Annotated in this window: 20 protein-coding genes; 7 read left to right on the top strand and 13 right to left on the bottom strand. The window is 73.2% G+C overall.

Features of this window, described 5'->3' with window-relative positions:
- Nucleotides 1-9: 9 nt before the first annotated feature.
- The gene (locus AB0E05_RS05150; RefSeq protein WP_361958965.1) at nucleotides 10-1,206 is read right to left on the bottom strand and encodes an argininosuccinate synthase; all 1,197 of its coding nucleotides are present in this window, start codon (nucleotides 1,204-1,206) and stop codon (nucleotides 10-12) included.
- 194 nt (nucleotides 1,207-1,400) lie between these two features.
- Here AB0E05_RS05150 and AB0E05_RS05145 point away from each other — a divergent pair, with 194 nt between their 5' ends.
- A complete protein-coding gene (locus AB0E05_RS05145) occupies nucleotides 1,401-2,117 on the top strand; it encodes a L,D-transpeptidase family protein (RefSeq protein ID WP_361958962.1) in 717 nt (238 codons plus the stop codon).
- A 37-nt stretch (nucleotides 2,118-2,154) separates the two neighbouring features.
- On the opposite strand, the gene AB0E05_RS05140 is transcribed toward AB0E05_RS05145, so the two are convergent.
- The 5 genes from AB0E05_RS05140 to argC all read right to left on the bottom strand — a co-directional run bounded on the left by AB0E05_RS05140 (nucleotide 2,155) and on the right by argC (nucleotide 7,179).
- Nucleotides 2,155-2,748, bottom strand: a complete 594-nt coding sequence (locus tag AB0E05_RS05140) for an arginine repressor (RefSeq protein ID WP_361958959.1) — start codon at nucleotides 2,746-2,748, stop codon at nucleotides 2,155-2,157.
- 7 nt (nucleotides 2,749-2,755) lie between these two features.
- On the bottom strand, nucleotides 2,756-3,943 hold the full coding sequence (locus AB0E05_RS05135) for an acetylornithine transaminase (RefSeq protein WP_361958956.1): 1,188 nt from the start codon (nucleotides 3,941-3,943) through the stop codon (nucleotides 2,756-2,758).
- A complete protein-coding gene (argB, locus tag AB0E05_RS05130) occupies nucleotides 3,940-4,896 on the bottom strand; it encodes an acetylglutamate kinase (protein ID WP_361958953.1) in 957 nt (318 codons plus the stop codon). The genes AB0E05_RS05135 and argB overlap by 4 nt, the downstream gene beginning before the upstream one ends.
- Nucleotides 4,893-6,047, bottom strand: coding sequence for a bifunctional glutamate N-acetyltransferase/amino-acid acetyltransferase ArgJ (gene argJ, locus AB0E05_RS05125; protein ID WP_361958950.1), 1,155 nt, complete (start codon nucleotides 6,045-6,047; stop codon nucleotides 4,893-4,895). The genes argB and argJ overlap by 4 nt, the downstream gene beginning before the upstream one ends.
- A gap of 91 nt (nucleotides 6,048-6,138) precedes the next feature.
- Nucleotides 6,139-7,179, bottom strand: a complete 1,041-nt coding sequence (argC, locus tag AB0E05_RS05120) for an N-acetyl-gamma-glutamyl-phosphate reductase (RefSeq protein ID WP_361958947.1) — start codon at nucleotides 7,177-7,179, stop codon at nucleotides 6,139-6,141.
- A 199-nt stretch (nucleotides 7,180-7,378) separates the two neighbouring features.
- On the opposite strand from argC, the gene AB0E05_RS05115 reads away from it, so the two are divergent.
- Together AB0E05_RS05115 and AB0E05_RS05110 are read left to right on the top strand one after the other, a co-directional pair.
- Nucleotides 7,379-7,702, top strand: a complete 324-nt coding sequence (locus AB0E05_RS05115) for a hypothetical protein (protein WP_361958944.1) — start codon at nucleotides 7,379-7,381, stop codon at nucleotides 7,700-7,702.
- 442 nt (nucleotides 7,703-8,144) lie between these two features.
- Nucleotides 8,145-8,747 carry a beta-glucanase gene (locus tag AB0E05_RS05110; RefSeq protein ID WP_361959111.1) on the top strand — a complete coding sequence of 201 codons (603 nt, stop codon included), beginning with the start codon at nucleotides 8,145-8,147 and terminating at the stop codon, nucleotides 8,745-8,747.
- 38 nt (nucleotides 8,748-8,785) lie between these two features.
- On the opposite strand, the gene AB0E05_RS05105 is transcribed toward AB0E05_RS05110, so the two are convergent.
- Nucleotides 8,786-10,051: a N,N-dimethylformamidase beta subunit family domain-containing protein gene (locus AB0E05_RS05105; RefSeq protein ID WP_361958941.1), complete on the bottom strand. Its 1,266-nt coding sequence runs from the start codon at nucleotides 10,049-10,051 to the stop codon at nucleotides 8,786-8,788.
- Nucleotides 10,041-11,327, bottom strand: a complete 1,287-nt coding sequence (locus AB0E05_RS05100) for an MFS transporter (protein ID WP_361958938.1) — start codon at nucleotides 11,325-11,327, stop codon at nucleotides 10,041-10,043. Before AB0E05_RS05100 ends, AB0E05_RS05105 begins: the two co-directional genes overlap by 11 nt.
- Nucleotides 11,328-11,393: 66 nt before the next feature.
- Between AB0E05_RS05100 and AB0E05_RS05095 the strand changes: the two genes are divergently transcribed.
- Nucleotides 11,394-11,954: a CGNR zinc finger domain-containing protein gene (locus AB0E05_RS05095; protein ID WP_361958935.1), complete on the top strand. Its 561-nt coding sequence runs from the start codon at nucleotides 11,394-11,396 to the stop codon at nucleotides 11,952-11,954.
- Between the two features lie 17 nt (nucleotides 11,955-11,971).
- On the opposite strand, the gene AB0E05_RS05090 is transcribed toward AB0E05_RS05095, so the two are convergent.
- Nucleotides 11,972-13,408 (bottom strand): PLP-dependent aminotransferase family protein, encoded by a 1,437-nt coding sequence (locus tag AB0E05_RS05090; protein ID WP_361958932.1) that lies wholly within the window; start codon nucleotides 13,406-13,408, stop codon nucleotides 11,972-11,974.
- On the opposite strand from AB0E05_RS05090, the gene AB0E05_RS05085 reads away from it, so the two are divergent.
- Together AB0E05_RS05085 and AB0E05_RS05080 are read left to right on the top strand one after the other, a co-directional pair.
- Nucleotides 13,407-14,348, top strand: a complete 942-nt coding sequence (locus AB0E05_RS05085; RefSeq protein WP_361958929.1) for a DMT family transporter — start codon at nucleotides 13,407-13,409, stop codon at nucleotides 14,346-14,348. The genes AB0E05_RS05090 and AB0E05_RS05085 overlap by 2 nt on opposite strands.
- Before the next feature lie 94 nt (nucleotides 14,349-14,442).
- Nucleotides 14,443-14,640 carry a DUF1918 domain-containing protein gene (locus tag AB0E05_RS05080; RefSeq protein WP_361958926.1) on the top strand — a complete coding sequence of 66 codons (198 nt, stop codon included), beginning with the start codon at nucleotides 14,443-14,445 and terminating at the stop codon, nucleotides 14,638-14,640.
- A gap of 24 nt (nucleotides 14,641-14,664) precedes the next feature.
- On the opposite strand, the gene AB0E05_RS05075 is transcribed toward AB0E05_RS05080, so the two are convergent.
- The gene (locus tag AB0E05_RS05075; RefSeq protein ID WP_361958923.1) at nucleotides 14,665-15,921 is read right to left on the bottom strand and encodes a family 10 glycosylhydrolase; all 1,257 of its coding nucleotides are present in this window, start codon (nucleotides 15,919-15,921) and stop codon (nucleotides 14,665-14,667) included.
- A gap of 179 nt (nucleotides 15,922-16,100) precedes the next feature.
- Here AB0E05_RS05075 and AB0E05_RS05070 point away from each other — a divergent pair, with 179 nt between their 5' ends.
- On the top strand, nucleotides 16,101-16,961 hold the full coding sequence (locus AB0E05_RS05070) for a 3-hydroxybutyryl-CoA dehydrogenase (protein ID WP_361958920.1): 861 nt from the start codon (nucleotides 16,101-16,103) through the stop codon (nucleotides 16,959-16,961).
- An 83-nt stretch (nucleotides 16,962-17,044) separates the two neighbouring features.
- Here the strand turns inward: AB0E05_RS05070 and AB0E05_RS05065 are convergent, their stop codons facing one another.
- The 3 genes from AB0E05_RS05065 to AB0E05_RS05055 all read right to left on the bottom strand — a co-directional run bounded on the left by AB0E05_RS05065 (nucleotide 17,045) and on the right by AB0E05_RS05055 (nucleotide 20,531).
- The gene (locus AB0E05_RS05065) at nucleotides 17,045-17,575 is read right to left on the bottom strand and encodes an NUDIX hydrolase (RefSeq protein WP_361958917.1); all 531 of its coding nucleotides are present in this window, start codon (nucleotides 17,573-17,575) and stop codon (nucleotides 17,045-17,047) included.
- A 170-nt stretch (nucleotides 17,576-17,745) separates the two neighbouring features.
- Nucleotides 17,746-19,098 (bottom strand): transcriptional regulator, encoded by a 1,353-nt coding sequence (locus tag AB0E05_RS05060; RefSeq protein WP_361958914.1) that lies wholly within the window; start codon nucleotides 19,096-19,098, stop codon nucleotides 17,746-17,748.
- 431 nt (nucleotides 19,099-19,529) lie between these two features.
- Nucleotides 19,530-20,531 carry a PP2C family protein-serine/threonine phosphatase gene (locus AB0E05_RS05055; RefSeq protein WP_361958911.1) on the bottom strand — a complete coding sequence of 334 codons (1,002 nt, stop codon included), beginning with the start codon at nucleotides 20,529-20,531 and terminating at the stop codon, nucleotides 19,530-19,532.
- Between the last annotated feature and the right edge of the window lie 244 nt (nucleotides 20,532-20,775).

The following is a 20,775-nucleotide window of genomic DNA, read 5'->3' as shown; positions in this document are numbered from 1 at the left end:
GGAGCCCGATCAGCCCTGGAGGTCCCGCCGAGCGGCGATCTTCGCCGAGAGTCCGAAGATCTCGATGAAGCCCTGGGCCTTCGACTGGTCGAAGGTGTCGCCGGAGTCGTAGGTGGCGAGGTTGAAGTCGTAGAGCGACTGCTCGGACTTCCGGCCGGTGACGACGGCCCGGCCGCCGTGGAGGGTCATCCGGACGTCGCCCGTGACGTGCTCGTTGGCCTCGTTGATGAAGCCGTCCAGGGCGCGCTTCAGCGGGGAGAACCACAGGCCGTCGTAGACCATCTCGCCCCAGCGCTGCTCGACCTGCCGCTTGTACCGCGCCAGCTCGCGCTCGACCGTGACGTTCTCCAGCTCCTGGTGGGCCGTGATCAGCGCGATCGCGCCCGGGGCCTCGTAGACCTCGCGGGACTTGATGCCGACGAGCCGGTCCTCGACCATGTCGATCCGGCCGACGCCCTGGGCACCGGCCCGCTCGTTCAACTGCTGGATGGCCTGGAGGACCGTCACCGGCCGGCCGTCGATGGCGACCGGGACGCCCTCCTTGAAGGAGATGACGACCTCGTCGGCCTCGCGGGCCTCGGCGGGGTTGGAGGTGTACTCGTAGATGTCCTCGATCGGGGCGTTCCAGATGTCTTCGAGGAAGCCGGTCTCGATGGCCCGGCCGAAGACGTTCTGGTCGATCGAGTAGGGGGACTTCTTCGTCGTGGCGATCGGGAGCTGCTTCGCCTCGCAGAAGGCGATCGCCTTGTCACGGGTCATGGCGTAGTCCCGGACGGGGGCGATGCACTTCAGGTCGGGGCCCAGCGCGGTGATGCCGGCCTCGAAGCGGACCTGGTCATTGCCCTTGCCGGTGCAGCCGTGGGCCACGATGCCGGCGTCGTGCTTGCGGGCGGCAGCGACCAGGTGCTTGACGATGGTGGGGCGGGAGAGGGCCGACACCAGCGGGTACCGGTCCATGTAGAGGGCGTTCGCCTTGATCGCCGGGAGGCAGTACTCCTCGGCGAACTCGTCCTTGGCGTCCGCGACCTCCGCCTCGACGGCACCGCAGGCGAGCGCACGCTTGCGGATGACGTCCAGGTCCTCGCCGCCCTGGCCGACGTCCACGGCGACGGCGATGACCTCGGCGCCCGTCTCCTCGGCGATCCAACCGATGGCGACGGAGGTGTCCAGACCGCCCGAGTAGGCGAGTACGACGCGCTCGGCCACGAGTTTCTCCTTACGATGCATTCCGGCGATGGCATAAGTATGCATCGCCCTGCATGTTTCGTCAACGCCCCGCAGGGATGCCGTGGAGCGAAAAGCCGGGGAACGCCAGAGAAAGCGGTGCGGACCAGCGTGTACGGGCGCGTACGGAGCACTCCCGGGGGCGCGCGGGACGCGGCGTGCGTACGGTCGCAGTCATGCGCCACCGTCTCGCCCTGGGCTCCGTCCTGCTGCTGCTCGCCGCCGGGACCGTCGGCGTCGCGCCGTCGCCCGCGCCCCCGGTGCCGGCACTGCCCCATCGGATGGCGGACACGGGCGGCGGCAGCCAGCTGATCACCGCCGAGGCGCCCGGGATCGGCTCCACCACGGGGCGGGTCACCTGGTGGGAGCGCGGCTGGCGCGGTCGGTGGCGGGCGGTGGGGTCGACGCCGGCCCGCTTCGGTGCGAACGGGCTGGCCGAGGGCACCGCCCGGATCCAGGGCACGTCCACCACGCCGACCGGGCTGTACGCGCTGCCGTACGCCTTCGGCATCGCCCCGGCGCCTGCGGGCACCCGGTACGCGTACCGCCCGGTGACGGATCGGTCCTGGTGGTGTCAGGACAACGAGTCCCGGGCGTACAACCGCTGGGTGGAGGACCTGCCGGCGGACTGCCGGGCGGCCGAGTCGGAGCACCTCGTGGAGTACGGCGCCCAGTACGCCCGTGCGCTGGTCATCGGCTTCAACTACGACCGGCCGGTGCGCGGCCGGGGTGCCGGGATCTTTCTGCATGTGAACGGTGCGGGAGCGACGGCCGGCTGTGTCTCCGTGCCGGCCGCCGCGATGGCCCGGATCCTGGCGTGGGCGGATCCGGCACGACGTCCGCACATCGCGATCGGTACGGAGTCGGGACCCACGGCCCTCACGGAGTACTGAGGAGGCCAGGCGCCCGTGGGGCCGTGGGGTGCTGCGGTCAGCGGGCCCGCTGGGCGAGCCGCAGCAGGTGGTCGGCGAGCGCCTGACCGCCCTGCGGGTCCCGACTGATCAGCAGCAGGGTGTCGTCCCCGGCGATCGTGCCGAGGATGGCGCGCAGTTCTGCTTGGTCGATGGCCGAGGCGAGGAACTGGGCGGCACCGGGCGGAGTGCGCAGGACGACCAGGTTCGCCGAGGCTTCCGCGGAGATCAGCAGTTCGCCGGAGAGTCTGCGCATCCGCTCCTCCTTGGCGGACTCTCCGAGCGGGGCCTGCGGCGTGCGGAAGCCGCCCTCGCTGGGCACGGCGTAGATCAGCTCGCCACCGGTGTTGCGGATCTTGACCGCGCCCAACTCGTCGAGGTCCCGGGAGAGCGTCGCCTGGGTGACGCTCAGTCCGCTGTCCGCGAGCAGCTTGGCGAGCTGGCTCTGGGAGCGGACGGGCTGCCGGTTGAGGATGTCGACGATCCGACGGTGGCGGGCCATTCGGGTGTGCGGAACTGCGGGGCCACCCGCGTCGGCCGCCTGTCCGGCCGCCACGGTGGCCGCCTCTTCGTCGCGCGCCTGCTGTGCCGCTGTGTCTCGCGCCTCGGTCATCGTCGTCTCATTCCCCGTTCCGTCCTTCCGCGTCGTCCAGCACGCCGGGCAGTGCCTGGAGGAACGCGTCCACAGCCTCCTCACCGATCGTCAGGGGCGGCATCAGCCGTACGACATCGGGGGCGGGGACGTTGACCAGGAACCCGGCGCTCTGAGCCGCCTTCTGCACCTGGGGCGCGAGCGGCTTCCTGAGCACGATACCCAGCAGCAGTCCGGCACCGCGGACATGGGAGACCAGCGGGTGGCCGAGGGATTCGACGCCGTCGCGGATCTTCTCCCCGAGCCGCTTGACCTCGTCGAGGATCCCTTCGGCGGCGATGGTGTCGAGGACGGCGAGTCCGGCGGCGCAGGCGACCGGGTTCCCGCCGAAGGTGGTGCCGTGCTGACCGGGCTTCAACAGGTCGGCGGCCGGGCCGAAGACGAGCGTCGCGCCGAGGGGCAGTCCGCCGCCGAGGGCCTTGGCGAGGGTGACGACGTCAGCTTCGACGCCCTCGGCCTGGGCGGCGAACCAGTGGCCGGTCCGTCCGATGCCGGTCTGGACCTCGTCGAGGACGAGGAGGGTGCCGGTGGCCCGGGTGATCTCCCGCGCTGCGGTCAGATATCCCTTGGGCGGGGTGACCACGCCGTTCTCACCCTGGATGGGCTCGATGATGACGAAGGCGGTCTCTTCGGTGACCGCGGCGCGCAGGGCTTCGACGTCTCCGTACGGCACGTGGGTGACGTCGCCGGGCAGCGGCAGGAACGGCTCCTGCTTGCCGGGCTGTCCGGTGAGGGCGAGGGCGCCCATGGTCCGGCCGTGGAAGCCGCCCTGGGTGGCGACCATGTGTCGACGGCCCGTCAGCCGGCCGATCTTGAACGCAGCTTCGTTGGCTTCGGCGCCGGAGTTGCAGAAGAAGACGCGGCCGGGGCGGCCGGCGAGCTGGACGAGCCGTTCGGCGAGGGCGACGGCGGGCTCGGCGACGTACAGGTTGGAGACATGGCCGAGGGAGGAGATCTGGCGGGTGACGGCCTCGACGACCGCGGGGTGGGCGTGGCCCAGGGCGTTCACCGCGATGCCGCCGACGAAGTCGGTGTACGTGGTGCCGTCGGCGTCCCGGAGGGTGGCGCCCGCGCCGTCGGTGAGGGCGACGGCCGGAGTGCCGTAGTTGTCGGTCATGACGTCCTGCCAGCGCTGGACGTGCTCCTCGTTCGTCATTGGTCCCCCTGGGCGCCGGCCGGCGCCTGTCCGTCGGGCACGACCATCGTGCCGATTCCCGAGTCGGTGAAGATCTCCAGCAGGATGGAGTGCGGCACCCGGCCGTCGATGACGCGCGCGGTGGTGACGCCGTTGCGCACGGCGTGCAGACAGCCCTCCATCTTGGGGACCATGCCGCTGGAGAGGTCGGGAAGCAGCTTCTCCAGCTCGGTGGCGGTGAGTCGGCTGATCACCTCGTCGCTGTGCGGCCAGTCCTCGTACAGGCCCTCGACGTCGGTGAGGACCATCAGCGTCTCCGCCCCCAGGCCCGCAGCGAGTGCCGCAGCCGCCGTATCAGCATTGACGTTGTAGACATGCCCGTCGTCCTCCGCACGGGCGATCGAGGAGACGACGGGGATCCGGCCGTCCTCCAGGAGTGCGGTGATGACCCCGGTGTCGATCGCGCTGATCTCTCCGACGCGGCCGATGTCGACGGGCTGTCCGTCGATCGTCGGCCGGTGCTTGGTGGCGGTTATGGTGTGGCCGTCCTCGCCGGTGATGCCGACGGCGAGCGGGCCGTGTTCGTTGAGGAGGCCGACGAGCTCGCGCTGCACCTGGCCGGCCAGCACCATGCGGACGACGTCCATCGCCTCGGGCGAGGTGACGCGCAGGCCCGCCTTGAACTCGCTCTCCAGACCGTGCCGGTCGAGCTGGGCGGTGATCTGCGGGCCACCGCCGTGGACCACGACGGGCCGGAGGCCGGCGTGCCGCAGGAAGACGACGTCCTGGGCGAAGGCGGCCTTGAGGTCCTCGTCGACCATGGCGTTGCCGCCGAACTTGATGACGACGGTCTTGCCGTAGTGGCGGGTCAGCCAGGGCAGAGCCTCGATGAGGGTCTGCGCCTTGGGTAGCGCGGTGTGCTTCCGGGCGCTGGCGGCGCCGGAGCTGCGGGTCGGGTTCTTGTGGTCGCTCATGAGCTGTACGCGCTGTTCTCGTGGACGTAGTCGGCGGTGAGGTCGTTGGCCCAGATCACCGCGGACTCGGTGCCGGCGGCGAGGTCGGCGGTGATCGCGACCTCGCGGAAGCGCATGTCGACGAGGTCGCGGTCCTCGCCGACGGAGCCGTTCTTGCAGACCCAGATGCCGTTGATCGCGACATTGAGCTCGTCGGGCTCGAAGGCGGCGCTGGTGGTGCCGATGGCGGAGAGCACCCGGCCCCAGTTCGGGTCCTCGCCGTGGATGGCGCACTTCAGGAGGTTGTTACGGGCGATGGAGCGGCCGACCTCGACCGCGTCGGCCTCGGTGGCGGCGCCGACGACCTCGATGCGGATGTCCTTGGAGGCGCCTTCGGCGTCGCCGATGAGCTGGCGGGCGAGGTCGTCGCAGACGGCCCGGACGCCGGCGGCGAAGTCGTCGTACTCCGGGGTGGTGCCGGCGGCGCCGGAGGCCAGCAGGAGCACGGTGTCGTTGGTCGACATGCAGCCGTCGGAGTCGATCCGGTCGAAGGTGAGGCGGGTGGCGCCCCGCAGGGCGCGGTCCAGGGTGGCGGAGTCCACGTCGGCGTCGGTGGTGAGGACGACGAGCATGGTGGCGAGGCCGGGGGCGAGCATGCCGGCGCCCTTGGCCATGCCGCCGACGGTCCAGCCCTCGCCCTGGTGCACGGAGGTCTTGTGGACGGTGTCGGTGGTCTTGATGGCGATGGCCGCCTTCTCGCCGCCGTGTTCGCTGAGCTGGGCGACGGCCGTGTCCACGCCGGGGAGCAGCTTCTCCATCGGCAGCAGGGTCCCGATCAGCCCGGTGGAGGCGACGGCGACCTCGCCGGAGTTGTGTCCGCCGAGGGCTTCGGCGACCTTCTCGGCGGTGGCGTGGGTGTCCTGGAAGCCCTTGGGGCCGGTGCAGGCGTTGGCTCCGCCGGAGTTGAGCACGACGGCGGTGACCTGGCCGCCCTTCAGCACCTGCTCGGACCACAGGACGGGGGCGGCCTTGACGCGGTTCGAGGTGAAGACGCCCGCGGCGGCGCGGCTGGGCCCGGTGTTGACCACGAGGGCCAGGTCCGGGGCGCCGCTCTCCTTGATTCCGGCCGCGATGCCCGCGGCGGTGAATCCTTGCGCTGCGGTGACGCTCACTGGGTCTCCTTTGTCGCGGTGGTGGTCTCGGTGACGGTCTGGGGGGTGGCCGCGGTGGCCCGACGGGCTACGGAGCGGGGCGAGCGGAGGGTCACGGGGCCACGCCGATGGTGGACAGCCCGGTCTCCTCGGGGAGTCCGAGGGCGATGTTCATGCTCTGCACCGCGGCGCCCGCGGTGCCCTTGGTGAGGTTGTCGATCGCGCTGATGGCGATGATCCGGTCGGCGGCGGCGTCGTGTGCGACCTGGATGTGGACGGCGTTGGAGCCCTGGACGGACCCGGTCGCCGGCCACTGGCCCTCGGGCAGCAGATGGACGAACGGCTCGTCGGCCAGCGCCTTCTCGTACGCCGCGCGGACGGTCTGGGCCGTGGTGCCGGGCTTGGCCTTGGCCGAGCAGGTGGCGAGGATGCCGCGGGGCATGGGGGCGAGCGTCGGCGTGAAGGAGACCGTGACCGGCTCCCCCGCGACCGCGCTCAGGTTCTGCACCATCTCGGGGGTGTGGCGGTGGGCGCCGCCGACCCCGTACGGACTCATGGAGCCCATGACCTCGGACCCCAGCAGATGCGGCTTGGGCGCCTTGCCCGCTCCGGAGGTGCCGGAGGCCGCGGTGATCACGGCCTCGGGCTCGGCGAGACCCGCCGCGTACGCCGGGAAGAGAGCCAGGGACACCGCGGTGGGGTAGCACCCGGGCACCGCGATCCGCCGCGCGCCGGTGAGCGCGCTCCGGCCGCCGGGCAGCTCCGGCAGCCCGTACGGCCAGGTCCCGGCGTGGGGCGATCCGTAGAACTTCTCCCATGCGGCGGCCGACTCCAGCCGGAAGTCGGCGCCCATGTCGATCACCAGGGCCGCGTCACCGAGCTGCTCGGCGACCGCGGCGGACTGGCCGTGCGGCAGCGCGAGGAACACGACGTCGTGCCCGGCGAGCACCTCGCTCGTCGTCGGCTGGAGCACCCGGCCGGCGAGCGGCAGCAGATGCGGCTGGAGACCGCCCAGCGCCTGCCCCGCATTCGCATGGCCGGTGAGCGCGCCTATCTCGACGCCCGGATGCACGAGCAGCAGCCTCAGCAGCTCCCCGCCCGCATAGCCACTGGCGCCGGCCACTGCCGCCCGCACCACTGTCGAACCCGCCATTGAACCCTCCTCGACCATGGCATGACTATACGCAGCACCGCAGTGTTATGCAATCACTCGCACGGCAGAAGCCCCCGCGGAGCCAGTGCGGCCCCCGGCCGCCGCCTGCAACCCACCGGAATCCCCACCTCCGCAACCCATTGCCGCGCCACGGCGTCCACCTCCATGACAGACGGCCGCCGACCACCAGGGAGAGCACGTGGCGAAGAAGGACCGGAAGGCGGACGAGCCGGCGGAGAAGGACCGCGAGAAGTGGATGGCGCGTTTCCAGGTACGGCTGGCCATGCAGCCGGGCGTGGACCGCGCCGTCGTACTCCAGGCGGTCAAGGAGGTCACGGCGCACTGCTCGGAGACGGGAGAGCACCCGCGGACCGCCTTCGGCGACCCGGACGCCCATGCCGTGCAGACCGCCGCGCGGCTGGTGCCGGCGGACCAGGCCGCGCGCGCGAAGCGGCACAACACCGTGGTGGACGCGCTCGACTCCGCGCTGAAGAGGGTCGGGGGCGCCGCCGGTCTGCGGTGACACCGATCCTGCTGCGCCCGCTGCTGGTGACGGGCAGCGCGCCGCCCCGGTGACGACCGCCCTGCTTCGCCCGGTCGAGATGCAGGTCAGCCGATGCCGCAGATGACACCCACCACGCTTCGACTCGACCCTGTGGGCCGACTCCAGCGTTGAAGGGCCAGATCGGCAACTCGGTCTCACCGCTGCAGAACGCACCCCGGAATTCATGGCCTTGTGTCACCAATTCGTGTCATGCAGTGAAGGTTCCGGCATGGGTGCACGGGGCACGGGCAGAACCCGGTGCGAGAGCGCCCGTGCCGGGAGGTGGGACGTGTTGACGGGATTCCTCGACGGACTCAGCAGACTCAGGAAGCGGTGGAGCGAGTCGAGCGGGAGGAGCGGGGCAGGACCGGGTGGTGGGGATCCGGTCTTCACCGCGGACTTCGGGTCCAGCACGCAGTGGGTGGCCGGGCGCTCCTGGGCGTACCCCGGCGGCGGCCCGGTCAATCCGGGGGACAACAAGCTGGATCATCTGGTGGCCGATCCTGCGTACAGCCGCGGCGGGGTCTTCCGGGCCACCCTGCGGCCGGACGGCCTGTGGGACGCCGGGTTGCTCACCACGGAGGGCAGCGACGAGGGGTTCGCGCTGCGCGCCGGCGACGTCCTGGAGGCGCGGGTGCGGCTGCCGACGGAGACGGGGGCGTGGCCGGCGATCTGGACGTGGGCGGACGGGGGTCAGGAGATCGACGTCTTCGAGTACCACCCGGACAATCCGGATCTGCTGGAGCTGTCGAACCGGGTGCGCGGCGGCCAGCGCTACCACCGGGATCCGGCGATCGCGCCCGGCGCCTGGGTGGACCTGACGGTCGAGCTGGGGTCGCGGTCGGTCGTGTGGTGGGTCAACGGACAGCGGGTGTACGACGACCACCGGGGCGTGGGGCGGCGCTGGCGGGCGTATCTGATCGTGAACCTCTCGGTGTGCGCCGGGCGTTACCACCCGGCGCCGGACCCGGGGGTCTCGGAGATGTCGTACGAGGTGTCCCGGCTGGTGGTGCGCCGGCCGTAGCTCCCGGGCCCCGGCACGGGCGTGACGGGGGCGCCGGCTCAGGTCGCGTACACCGCCGTGACGTTGTCCCGGGGCTGCGGGCGGTGCGTGGCCGCCGGGCCCTCGGCGAAGACGCGCAGCAGGTTCTCGGTGGTGCGGGTGACGAAGGCGCCGGTGCGGGAGTCCATGCCGTGGTTGCGGCCGTTCTCCAGCGTCCCCGCCATCAGGGCCTCGACCCAGCGCATCGTCCCGGTGGCGAAGACGCCGGCGCCGCTGGCCGTCGTGTAGGAGGCGGAGTCCGCATGGCTGGTGCGACCGTTGCAGACGAGGGGCGAGTGGCTGATGATCTCCAGCGGTCGCGGGGTGGGCATGCCGGGGGTGACGCGGTCGTACTCCACGCCGACCAGGTGGTCGAAGCGGTCCCCGGCGCGCACCCCGGTCCCGGCGAAGAGCCAGTGGTCGGCGGCGTGCACGACGTAGGGGGCGTCGGTGGGGTAGCCCTCGTAGAGGACTCCGGTGGGCGGGGATTCGGGGTCGGCCGCGGGCGGTTGGCGGAAGTCGTTCGTCGGCAGGGCCGGGTGGGTCGCGAGATGCGGATCGTCCCGGTGGGCGGTCTTGTAGCAGACCACGGTGCGGACGTTCCCCGGGGCGCCGTCCTCGCCCCGGTCGAGGTCGTGGCCGCCCCAGGTGTTGTACGCCTGCCAGGTGGCGACGGCGTGCATCACGACGGTGCGGCCGGCGGCGCTCGGGGAGCGGACGACGAGGGGGACGTAGCGCTGGCGGCCGTTCTCGGCGTCCAGTCGTAGCAGGTACGCGCCCGGCGGCCAGCCTTCGGTGGCCACGTCCGTGGTGCGCGCCCAGTCCGCGCGCACGGTGCGGGTGGCGTCGGTCAGGCGGCCCGGGGGCTGGCGCCGGCCGGCCGTCCGGGGCGAGCGCCAGTCGAGGCGGGCGCCGGCCCCGCCGTACCAGCCGATGCGGCACGCGGAGACGGTGAAGCCGGGTGCCGTGGTGGACACGTGCAGGCCGAACCGCTCCCCCGGCAGGACGCTGATCTGGTCCGGGTAGCCCTCGACGGCGTCGGGCGGGCCGGTGGAGCGCAGGCGCCAGTCGGCGTTGCCGGCAAGACCGCGCTCGGCGGCTTCGGCTGACGGGGGCGCGGTCGTCGGCCGGGCGGTGCCGGTCGGGCCGTCGCCCGGGGTGTCGCAGGCGGCGGTCGCTGCGGCGATGCCGGCGGCCCCGGCGGCGCCCAGGAAGCGTCGTCGGTCGAGGCCGGCCCGCTCTTGTGCGACGTCGCCCCGTCCGCCAGCTGGCACGTCAGCGTTCACCGGCCACTCCCGTACGCCCGCCCTCCCCTGTCTCTCTTGCCCCCTGCGCGTCGAACCTCTGCGAGGGGGCGTCGGCGGACGACCGATGAGGGCCGAACGGGTCGGGACGGCGCCAGGCGGCGTGGCAGAGGAGGGCGAGCAGTTGGACGGCCGCGGCGGTCAGCAGTGCGAGGGACAGGGAGCGGGTGGCGAGGGGGCCGGCCGCGGCGGCGCCGACGGCGAAGCCGCTCAGTTTCGCGCTCGCGCCGGTGGTGAAGATCTGGCCGCGCAGGCGCTGCGGCGCCTCGCGGTGGCGGATCGCGAACACGGCGGTGAGCTGCGGCCCTTCGGCGGCGCCGAGCAGGACGGCGGCGGCGAGGACCGCGACGGGGTGGACGGTGGCGGCGAGCGCGAGGGCGAGGGCGAGGACGGCCGTGCTCCAGCCGACGACCGCGTCCGGGCTCAGGGGGGCGGGACGCCGGGCGAGCAGGGCGTTGGCGGCGAGCGCTGCGAAGGCGACGAGGGAGAGCAGGACGGTGCCTTGGCCGGTGCCGCCGAGCGCCTGGTGCCCGAGGAGCGGGGCGCAGGCGACGAGCATGCCCTGTCCCGCGCAGGAGATGACGGAGGTCGTGGTCGCGCGGGCGAGCGGAGGGATCCGTACGATCGCGCGGAACCCGGCCGCCAGGTCCGCGCGGATGGGCCCGGTCGCGCCGTCGGTGGCGGCCCGGTCGGTCCGCGGCGGCAGTGCCAGCGCGACGGGCAGGGCGAGGGCGACCAGCGCGGCCGAGACGACGACGGCGGCGTTCGCGCCGGCGAGGTGTGCGGTGAGGCCGGCGAGCGCGGGGCCGACGAGTCCGGCCGCGTTGAAGGTCATCGCGTCGTACGCGTTCGCCCGGGGCAGGGTCCGCGGGTTGACGACCCGGGGCAGTTGGGAGGTCCAGCCGCCGGCGAGGGCGGGCCCGAGGAGTCCGGCGAGGACGGCGACGGCGAGGGTGAGGGCGATCGGGACGCGGCCGAGGCAGCCGAGGACGACGAGGAGCGCCGCGGCGTAGCCGGCGAGCGCGGCCGACAGCAGCCGGCCGGGGCGGGTGGCGCGGTCGAGGAGGGCGCCGAGGAGCGGGCCGCCGACGGCGGCGGCGATGGTGACGCCGGCGAGGAGCGCGGAGGCAGTGGCGGCCGATCCGGTGGCAGCGAGTCCGGCGAGCAGCAGGGCGGGGCCGGACATCTCGTCTCCGGTGCGGGCCGCCGCCGCGCCCGTGGTGTAGCCCGCCAGCCCGATTCCGTAACGCTTCAGCATGCCCAGCACGTTACGGAGGTAACTCAATCATTCGCTAGTTGCGTTACATGCGGTACGTTCGACCATATGGCCACCACGAGCGGAATCTGGTCGGCGCGGCACTCGGTCCAGGCGATGGCGGACCGCACCGCCGCCCTGATCAATGCCCTGAGCTGTGACGATCCCACTCCGGACGCGATCGCTGGGGTGTTGCGGGCGCACGGCGAGACGGACACCGACGTAGAGCGGTTGACGCAGCGGGACGTGGTGGAGATGCGTGCGGCGGCGGAGCAGCTCCGTACGGTCTTCTCCGCCCGGGACGTGGACGCCGCGGCCGAGTCCCTGAACGCCCTGCTGCCGCGGAGCACCGGACTGCTGCGGCTGACCTCCCACGGCGGCGCGTCGCCCTGGCACCCCCATCTGGACGGACATGACGAGGCACCGTGGGGCGAGTGGCTGGTGGCGTCGTCGTGTCTGGCGCTGACCGTCCTCCTCTGGGACCGCCAGCGTCCACCGGGCGCCGTCTGCACCTCGTCGAGCTGCGAGAACGTCTTCCTCACCGTGGGCAGCGGGCCGGAGCGCCGCTACTGCTCGCGGCGGTGCGCGACCCGTGAGCGGGTGGCGGCGCACCGGCGCGCCCGCGGCTGAGCCGCTTCGCGCGGCCGTCAGCCCCGGACCTCGTCGTACGCGGTCCGCAGTCGGCGCACCCCCTCGGCGATCTCGCCGGGGCCGGCCACCCCGGCGAAGCTCAGGCGCAGATGGCCGGCCGGGGGTTCGGCGCCGAAGTACGGCCGGCCGCCCGCGACCGCGACGCCCGCGCGCAGGGCGGCGGACTGGAGGGCGGCCTCCTCGACGCCTTCGGGCAGCCGCAGCCAGAGGTGGAAGCCGCCCGCCGGCACGTACGGCAGGGAGAGCTGCGGCAGGGCGGAGCCGAGCGCCCCGGTCAGGACGGAGCGGCGCGCCGTCAACTCGGCGGCGAGGGAGCGCAGGTGGCGGCTCCAGGCGGGTGAGCCGACCAGTTCGAGTGCGGCTTCCTGGAGGGGGCGGGCGACGAAGAAGCTGTCGACGACGTGGATGGCCCGCAGCCGCTCCAGGACCGGGCCGCGGGCCGCGAGCACGCCCACGCGCAGGCTGGGCGAGCAGACCTTCGTCAGGGAGCCGACGTGGACGACGACGCCGTCGCGGTCGTCGGCGGCCAGGGTGCGCGGCAGCAGTCCGGCGTCCTCGTGGACCAGTCGCCGGGCGAAGTCGTCCTCGACGACGAACGCGCCGGCGGCGCGGGCGATCCGCAGCACCTCGGGGCGGCGGGCGGCGGCCAGCACCCCACCGGTCGGGTTCTGGAACAGGGGCTGGCAGACGAAGACACGGGCGCCGGTGGCCCGGAAGGCGGCGGCGAGGAGTTCGGTCCGCACGCCGTCCGCGTCCACCGGGACGGGTACGGGCCGCAGCCCGGCGGCGCGGGCGATGGCGAGCAGCCCGGGATAGGTGGGCGACTCGACGAGGACGGGGGCGCCGGGCGGGGCGAGGGCGCGCAGGGCGGTGGTGAGCGCGGACTGTCCGCCCGCCGTGATCAGCGCGTCCGCCGCGGTGTGGGTGGCGCCGACGCCGCGGGCGAACCACTCCCTCAGCTCGTGCAGCCCTTCGGTGGGCGGGCGGCTCCAGGCGCCGGGGCGGCGGCCGGCGCGGGCCAGGGCCGCGGCCATCGCCCGCTCGGGCTGGAGCGCGGGGTGCAGATATCCGCCGTTGAACTCGACGACGCCGGTCGGGGGCGCGGCGAGGGTGGCGAGGACGCCGGAGGCGTCGACGGTACGGGGGACGAGTTCGCCGGCGACGGAGGCGCTGAGGGTGACCTCCTGCCAGGAGGTGTCGCCGGCCGGCGACAGTTCGGGCCGCGGCTCGGCCCGGTAGGCGCCGGCGCCCGGGCGGGTGACGACCAGGCCCTCCGCGGTGAGTTGGGCGAGGGCGCGGGAGACCGTCACGGGAGAGACCCGGTAGCGCTCGACGAGGGCCCTGCTCGACGGCAGCTTTCCACCGGGTGAGTAGCGGTCAAGCTCCTTCTTCAGCTTCTCCGCTAGATCAGCCACACTGCTACGCTCATGCATGACAGCACAGGATAGCGCTACTCACTCCACGGCGATAACGGTCACCGTCCCCGCCACCGCGGAGGCTGCGCCGGGTGACGGGTCCGCCCGCGGCGGCGTGCTCCTCGCCGCGCTCGGCGTCGTCGCCTTCTCCCTCACCTTCCCGTCCACGGTGTGGGGGCTCGAATCCTTCGGCCCGTGGTCCCTCGTCTGTCTGCGCAGCGTGCTGGCGGCCCTGGTCGCGGGCGGCTTCCTCCTCGCGCTGCGCGTCCCGCTGCCCGAGCGCCGCCACTGGGGTCCCCTCGCCGTGGTCGCGGGCGGCGTCGTCGTGGGCTTCCCGCTGCTGACGACCCTGGCGCTGCGGTCCTCGTCCACCTCGCACGCCACGGTGGTCGTGGGACTGCTGCCGCTGACGACCGCGGTGTTCGCGGCCGTACGCACCGGTCGTCGCCCCTCCCGGACGTTCTGGCTCGCGGCGCTCGCCGGCGCGGCCGTGGTGATCGGCTTCACCGTCGCGGAGAGCGGCGGTGAACCGCAGGGCCCCGACCTGTACCTCTTCGCCGCCCTGCTGGTGTGCGCGGCCGGGTACACCGAGGGTGGCCGGCTGGCCCGCTGGATGCCGGGCTGGCAGGTCATCGGCTGGGCGCTGGTGCTGTGCCTGCCGCTCGCCGCGGTCGGCTCCGTGCTGGCGCTGGCGCAGGAGCCGGTGCGCTGGAGCGCGCAGGGGGTGACGGGGCTGGTGTGGGTGGCCCTGGTCTCCACCTTCTTCGGGCTGTACGTCTGGTACCGCGGCATGGCCGCGATCGGCATCCCCCGCGCCAGTCAGCTCCAACTGGCGCAGCCGCTGCTCACGCTCGTGTGGTCGGTGGCGCTGCTGGGCGAGACGCTGGCGCCGGCCGCGCCGCTCGCCGCCGTCGCGGTGCTGGTGTGCATCGCGGTCACCCAGCGGACCCGCGCCTGAGCACCCCGCACGGCGCCCGCGAAGGTGCGCGCCGGACCCTCCGCCGTAAACTCGGAAGCACACGGACCACCCGCCTTCGAGGAGGTCACTCCCGATGCACGCGAACGTGGGCGACAAGCTTGTGGTGCACGGCAGGACCGTGGGCCACCACGACCGGACCGCCGAGGTCGTCGACGTGCTGGGCGAGGACGGCGCGCCGCCGTACCGCGTCCGCTTCGACGACGACGGCCACGAGTGCCTGGTGTCACCGGGCCCCGACACCGTGGTCCGGCCGCACGAACAACCCGCCTGACGCAGGCGGCCCGGGCCCCCGGCGTCACGTCGGCGGCAGCACCCTCGTCGGATAGTGGTCGGCCACCACGCGCGCCATCGCCCCGATGCGGTCGGCGCCCACTTCCTTCGCCGAGAAGAAGCAGTGGCCGCGGACCTGCGGGTACTTCTTCGCGAAGGTCAGGTGGCGGGAGAGTTCCGCCGGGTCCTGCCAGGGCGCGCCCTGTGCCGGGTCACCGGCCTTGTAGAGCGCCTCGCCGACGTAGAGGTGCACGTCCGTGCCGCTGACGAGGGAGTTCCACCAGGGGATCAGCTTCGCGTAGTCCGCGGCGGCGTAGCCGATGTTCCAGTACACCTGCGGGACGACGTAGTCGATCCAGCCCTCCTTGACCCAGCGCCGGGTGTCGGCGTGCAGGTCGTCGTAGGTCTCGATGCCCGCGCGGGAGTCGGAGCCGCGGGAGTCGGTGCTCGCGTTGCGCCAGACCGCGAACGGGCTGATCCCGAAGGACACCCCGTCCCGCACCTCCTTGATCCGGTCGGACATCTCCCGCACCAGCAGGTCGATGTTGTTCCGCCGCCAGGCCGCCTTGTCGGCGAAGCCGGCGCCGTGCCGGGCGAAGGTGGGGTCGTCGCCGAAGCTCTGCCCGGCCACGGGGTACGGGTAGAAGTAGTCGTCGAAGTGGACGCCGTCGACGGCGTACCGGCGCACCGCGTCCACCATGGCGTCCTGCACGAAGGAGCGGACCGCCGGAACGCCCGGGTCGTAGTACAGCTTCCCGCCGTACGGCAGCACCCAGCTCGGGTTCAGCCGGGCCGGATGGGTCGTGGCGAGCCGGGAGGGGTCGGTGTGGGTGGCGACCCGGTAGGGGTTGAACCACGCGTGCAGCTCCAGACCGCGGCGGTGGGCCTCCGTGACGGCCGTGCCCAGCGGGTCCCAGCCGGGGTCCTTGCCCTGCACCCCGGTCAGGTACTGCGACCACGGTTCGTACGGGGAGGGCCACAGCGCGTCCGCGGTCGGCCTGACCTGGAACACGACCGCGTTCAGCCGGCGGGCGACGGCGGTGTCGAGGTGTGCGATCAGCTCCGCGCGCTGCTTCTCGGCGCTCAGCCCCGACTTGGACGGCCAGTCGCGGTTGGCGACGGTCGCCAACCACGTCCCGCGGAAGGCGCGCGCTGCGGCACGCCCTCCCGCGCCGCCGCTCCCGCGGGCGCCCTCGGGGGCGGCGACCGCGTCCCCGGCCGTCGCCAGTCCGGCCAGCGCGCCGGCCGTCGCGATGAATCCTCTTCTGCTGATGCGCCCCATGTGCTGCCCGTTTCCCTCTCGCTCCGTCGCGCCCCGTTGCGCTCCGCATCCGAAGCCTGCCCGCCCCTGCCCGCCGCCCACACCTGGTTCCGGAGTAACGTCGTGGGGTCGAGGCGGGCGCCGGAACCTTACGGGGAATCCCGCACGGAAACAGCGAAAGGCACGAGGTGACGGACTCAATGGCCGACATTGCACGCGTCGGAGTGGTGGGCTGTGGCCAGATGGGCGCAGGCATCGCGGAGGTGTGCGCCCGCAGCGGCCTGGAGGTGAAGGTCGCCGAGACGACGGGTGAGGCGCTGGAGCTCGGCCGCACCCGACTGCAGAACTCCCTGTCGAAGGCCGCCGAGCGCGGCAAGATCAGCGAGGAGGAGCGGGACGCGACGCTCGACCGACTGAGCTTCACCACCGATCTCGGGGAGTTCGCGGACCGCGACCTCGTGATCGAGGCCGTGGTGGAGAACGAGCAGGTCAAAACGGAGATCTTCCAGGTCCTCGACCAGGTGGTGACCCGGCCGGACGCCATCCTCGCCTCCAACACCTCCTCCATCCCGCTGGTCAAGCTGGCCGTCGCCACCTCGCGCCCGGACCAGGTCATCGGCATCCACTTCTTCAACCCGGCCCCGGTGCAGAAGCTCGTGGAGCTGATCCCGGCCCTGACGACGTCCGAGGAGACGATCAAGCGCGCCGAGGCCGTCGTGCAGCAGCTGCTCGGCAAGCACGCGATCCGCGCCCAGGACCGCTCGGGCTTCGTGGTGAACGCGCTGCTGATTCCGTATCTGCTCTCCGCGATCCGGATGTTCGAGTCGGGCATCGCCAGCCGCGAGGACATCGACAACGGCATGGAGCTGGGCTGCGCCCACCCGATGGGCCCGCTGAAGCTCTCGGACCTGATCGGCCTCGACACGGTCGCCTCGGTGGCGGACTCGATGTACGCGGAGTTCAAGGAGCCGCTGTACGCCGCTCCGCCGCTGCTCCAGCGCATGGTGGACGCGGGGCGCCTCGGCCGGAAGTCGGGTGCGGGCTTCTACCCGTACGCCTGACAAGACCGTACGCCCGTCCGTGAGCGCGCGCCCAGCAGGTGCCGGACGCGCGCCGCTTCGGTTCGGGCCTCACCCGTGGGGACCTACCCCAGCCGCATGTGGTGCAGCATCAGCAGTCCGGCCGCCATGTTGGCGGCCGGGATCTGTCCTTGGGCGATGAGGTCCGGGATGACCTTCAGCGGGACCCACTCCCGGCGCGAGGACTCGAAGTCGTCCTCCGGGTGGCCGATGTAGGTCGCGCCCTCCGCCCAGTACAGGTGGTGCCGGGCGTCGATGAGGCCGTTGGCCGGTTCGACGGTCAGCAGGTGGCGGAGGGGGCCCGGCCGCCAGCCGGTCTCCTCCTCCATCTCGCGGGCCGCCGCCGTCTCGACGTCCTCGCCGTCCTCGACGACGCCCGCGGCCAGCTCCCAGCCCCAGCTGTCGGTGATGAAGCGGTGGCGCCAGAGCATCAGCACCTCGTTCTCCTCGTTGACCGCGGTCGCGACCGCGACGGCCCGCAGCCGGATGAGGAAGTGGTCCAGGTGCCGGCCGTCGGGGAGGACCACATCGGCGAGGTTCACTCGGAACCACGGGTTTTCATACACAGTGTGCTCGTTGAGGTTCGTCCACTGCACTTTTCTGCCACCTTTCGGCCAGTAGGTGGCAACATCGCAGCAGTCACGCTTTCCCCAAGGAATTGCCGGCAGTTACGGACCGGCCAACCGACAATGCCAGACGAACAGCGCTTTTCGCCGGCGAACCCAAGGGTGGGCCACGGCCGTCGGGGAGCCGGGATCCGGGGCTCTCACAGCGGTACGCGCAGCGCTTCGTCGATCAGGCCGGCGGCCTCCTGCGCGCGGGCGCTGCCGCTCGCGAGGAGGTGCTCGCGCACCGCCCGCAGCCGGTCCCGCAACCGCCGCGACTCCATGCCGAGCGCCCGCTCGGCCATCTCCACGGCCGTCGCCGCCGCCCGGTCCGCCTCGCCGTGGCACAACTCGATCTGACAGAGCATCGCGAGGCGGTGGATCCGCCCGCGGTCGTGGGCGGGCGTGTCGGCCGCGGCGGAGGCGTTCACCCGGGCCGCCGACAGGTCCCCCAGGCTCAGCAGGGCCTCGGCGACCTGCACGTTGACCAGCCCGGGCTGGACGTAGCCGGTCTCGTCGGGCTCGTCGCCGAAGTGGATGCGCTCCGCCTCCCGCTCGGCCAGCCGGATGCAGCGCAGCGCCGCGGCGTTGTCGCCGAGGTGGGCGTACGCCTTGGCCTGCATCGCGTACAGGTCGGCGGCGAGCGCCGGGGTGAGCCGGCCGTCCGCCGCCCGCAGCGCGGCCTCCGCGAACGCCACGGCCTGGCGGTGCTCCGACCGGAACAGCGACTGGTTCACCAGCAGGGCGATCACGTACGCGCCGAGCCCCCGGTCACCGCTGGCCTTGGCGAGCCGCAGCGCCTGGTGGAAGTAGCGCTGGGCGAGCCCGTGGGCGTCGGAGTCGTACGCGCAGATCCCGGCGACGGCCACCAGCCCGCCGGTCGCGCGGTGCAACTGCCGCCCCAGTGCGTCGTCGTACGAGCCGCGCAGCAGCGGCGCCGTCTCGGCGTTGAGGAAGCCGACGATGCGGGCGCGGGTGGCCACTCCCCCGGTCCTGCGGTACATCAACTCGTAGTGCGCGCGGGCCGCCCGCAGCATGGTGATGTCGGCCATCGAGACCCGGGTCCGGCCGGAGCGCGAGACGTCGGCGTCCTCCGGGGGGTTCTCCCACTCCCACACCGGCATCACGGCGGGGGTGCCGGTGACGGCGGGGGCGTCGATGACGTGTTGACGCTGCTGCTCGTCGGAGCGCCACAGGGCGGTGGCCCGGTCGACGAAGCCGGAGAGCGGCGTGCCGGGCACGGTGCCGTGCGAGCCGTTCACGTCGAAGCCGATGTCGCCGAGGGTCAGGGCGCGTTGCAGCCGCTGCGCGAGCACCTCGCAGATCAGGTCGGGGACCTGGCCGCGCGGGCGCTGGCCCTTGAGCCAGCGGGCGACGGCCGTGTGCTCGTACCGCAGGGACAGACCCCTCGCCCGGCCGGCCTGGTTGACCCGCACGGCGAGGCCCGCGTGGGAGATGCCCGCCTCGTCGAGCAGGGCGTCGAGCAGCGTGTTGGGCAGGGTGTTGGGCTGCATGCGGGCCCTCCGGGAACGTGGTCCGCCCAGCGTAGTGGACGGGCGGTTCACACGGGGTGTGAACGGAACGCGAGCGGTGCGGGCCCGTGCGCGCTGTCGCGGCGCGCTCCCTGCCGCTTGACTGAAATGCCTCTCAAGGAGGCGGCCGGACCGCCGGCTCCCCCTCGCACAGTACGGCGGTCCTCGCTTGCGCCGTCCGCCCTGCTGATCTGCCCGACACTCCGCGGCAGGGCGGACGGCGCCGGCCGCGCGGGCAGCCCTCGGAGGTCCCTGCCTCCGCAGCGCGCGGCAGGCCGGGCCCGTCCTCACACGCACGAGGACGGGCCTTCGGCCTGCGGTCCCGCCGTGCTGCGCGCCCTGTTGTCCCGCCTGCGGCCCGGTGGGGCCACCGCGGCTCCGGCCAGAGCCACAGGCAAGCGCGCAGGGCCGCGCTACTGGCGGGAGGGCTCCCGACGGGGACTGCGGTGCGGCCGGCCGCACCGGGCCGGCGGCCGGGGGCGGTCGTTGCGCAGCACCAGCAGGGCCACGTCGTCCGTGAGCCGCCCGCCGGTGTGCCGCAGCAGGGCGGACTGCACCGTGGAGATCACCGTCGCGGGCGCGGCCGGCGGGCCCGGCGCGGTCTGCCGCAGCACGGCCTCCAGTCCGAAGAACCGGCCCGCCGCGTCCCGGGCGTCCGCGGCGCCGTCCGTGTGCAGCACCAGCGCCTCGCCGGGCAGCAGTCGACGGCAGCGGTACGGGGTGAGTTCGGCGGGCAGCGGGAAGAGGCCCAGCGGGGGCAGGGGGTCGACGGCGGCGAGCGGCCGGGCGCCGGGGCCGAGCCGGTAGGGCCAGGGGTGTCCGCAGTTCAGCGCCATCATCCCGCCGTCGGGGGCGATCTGGAGCAGCAGGACGGTGACGAACTCCTCGGCGGACGGGCTGCCCGGGTCGTCCGCGCCGGTGGCGGGGTGCTCGTCGCGGGCGCGCTCGCGCAGGTGCCGCTGGACGGCGCGGTCCAAGCGCCGCAACACGCCGGCGAGTTCGGGCTCGTCGTAGGCGGCCTCCCGGAAGCTGCCGAGGACCGCGGCGACCGCCCCTATGGCCGGCAGTCCGTGGCCGCGCACGTCCCCGATGACGGCGCGCACCCCGTACGGCGAGGCGACGACCTCGTACAGGTCGCCGCCGACGGACGCGCCCCGGCTCGCGGAGAGTTGGCTGGCCGCGATGGAGAGCCCTTCGAGGCGGGCGGGCGGCGGGCGGAGCAGCACCCGCTGGGTGGCATAGGCGACGGCCCGCACCCGGCGCAGTTCGCGGCTGAGCCGTCGGCGCACGGCGAGAACCAGTCCGGTGCCCAGGGCGAGGAAGAGGAGGCCCGCGACGATCCGTTCGCCCAGGCTCTCGGGATGGTCGTGCGGGAGGACGACGCGGCCGGCGATGGCCGCGGCGCCGCAGGCCACGGGCAGTCCGAGCGCCAGTAACAGCCTTCGCAGCCGGGAACGTCGGTGCGCTGGCGGGCGGGCGCGCGGCTCGTCCGCCGGTGCGCGCCCCCGATCAGGGCGGGGCTGCTGGTCCCGGCGCACGAGCGGAAAGGGACGTACAGACCTGCTACGGATCATGCGGATGGTCCCCTCGTCAGCACCTGTCAGGCGCTCCGGGCCGCCCCTACGGCCGGGACGATTCTGTCGAGCGTGCGGGTGCGAA

This window comes from Streptomyces sp. NPDC048057, assembly GCF_040653095.1.
In the GTDB taxonomy this organism is placed as follows: domain Bacteria; phylum Actinomycetota; class Actinomycetes; order Streptomycetales; family Streptomycetaceae; genus Streptomyces.
This window is presented reverse-complemented; position numbering and strand designations above follow the sequence as displayed.

Bases quoted from the DNA above. Each gene is read 5' to 3' on its own strand.
- AB0E05_RS05145 (WP_361958962.1), top strand. From the start codon at position 1,401: ATGCGCCACCGTCTCGCCCTGGGCTCCGTCCTGCTGCTGCTCGCCGCC.
- AB0E05_RS05140 (WP_361958959.1), bottom strand. From the start codon at position 2,748: ATGACCGAGGCGCGAGACACAGCGGCACAGCAGGCGCGCGACGAAGAG.
- AB0E05_RS05135 (WP_361958956.1), bottom strand. From the start codon at position 3,943: ATGACGAACGAGGAGCACGTCCAGCGCTGGCAGGACGTCATGACCGAC.
- argB (WP_361958953.1), bottom strand. From the start codon at position 4,896: ATGAGCGACCACAAGAACCCGACCCGCAGCTCCGGCGCCGCCAGCGCC.
- argC (WP_361958947.1), bottom strand. From the start codon at position 7,179: ATGGCGGGTTCGACAGTGGTGCGGGCGGCAGTGGCCGGCGCCAGTGGC.
- AB0E05_RS05100 (WP_361958938.1), bottom strand. From the start codon at position 11,327: ATGCTGAAGCGTTACGGAATCGGGCTGGCGGGCTACACCACGGGCGCG.
- AB0E05_RS05095 (WP_361958935.1), top strand. From the start codon at position 11,394: ATGGCCACCACGAGCGGAATCTGGTCGGCGCGGCACTCGGTCCAGGCG.
- AB0E05_RS05085 (WP_361958929.1), top strand. From the start codon at position 13,407: ATGACAGCACAGGATAGCGCTACTCACTCCACGGCGATAACGGTCACC.
- AB0E05_RS05090 (WP_361958932.1), bottom strand. From the start codon at position 13,408: ATGCATGAGCGTAGCAGTGTGGCTGATCTAGCGGAGAAGCTGAAGAAG.
- AB0E05_RS05080 (WP_361958926.1), top strand. From the start codon at position 14,443: ATGCACGCGAACGTGGGCGACAAGCTTGTGGTGCACGGCAGGACCGTG.
- AB0E05_RS05075 (WP_361958923.1), bottom strand. From the start codon at position 15,921: ATGGGGCGCATCAGCAGAAGAGGATTCATCGCGACGGCCGGCGCGCTG.
- AB0E05_RS05070 (WP_361958920.1), top strand. From the start codon at position 16,101: ATGGCCGACATTGCACGCGTCGGAGTGGTGGGCTGTGGCCAGATGGGC.
- AB0E05_RS05060 (WP_361958914.1), bottom strand. From the start codon at position 19,098: ATGCAGCCCAACACCCTGCCCAACACGCTGCTCGACGCCCTGCTCGAC.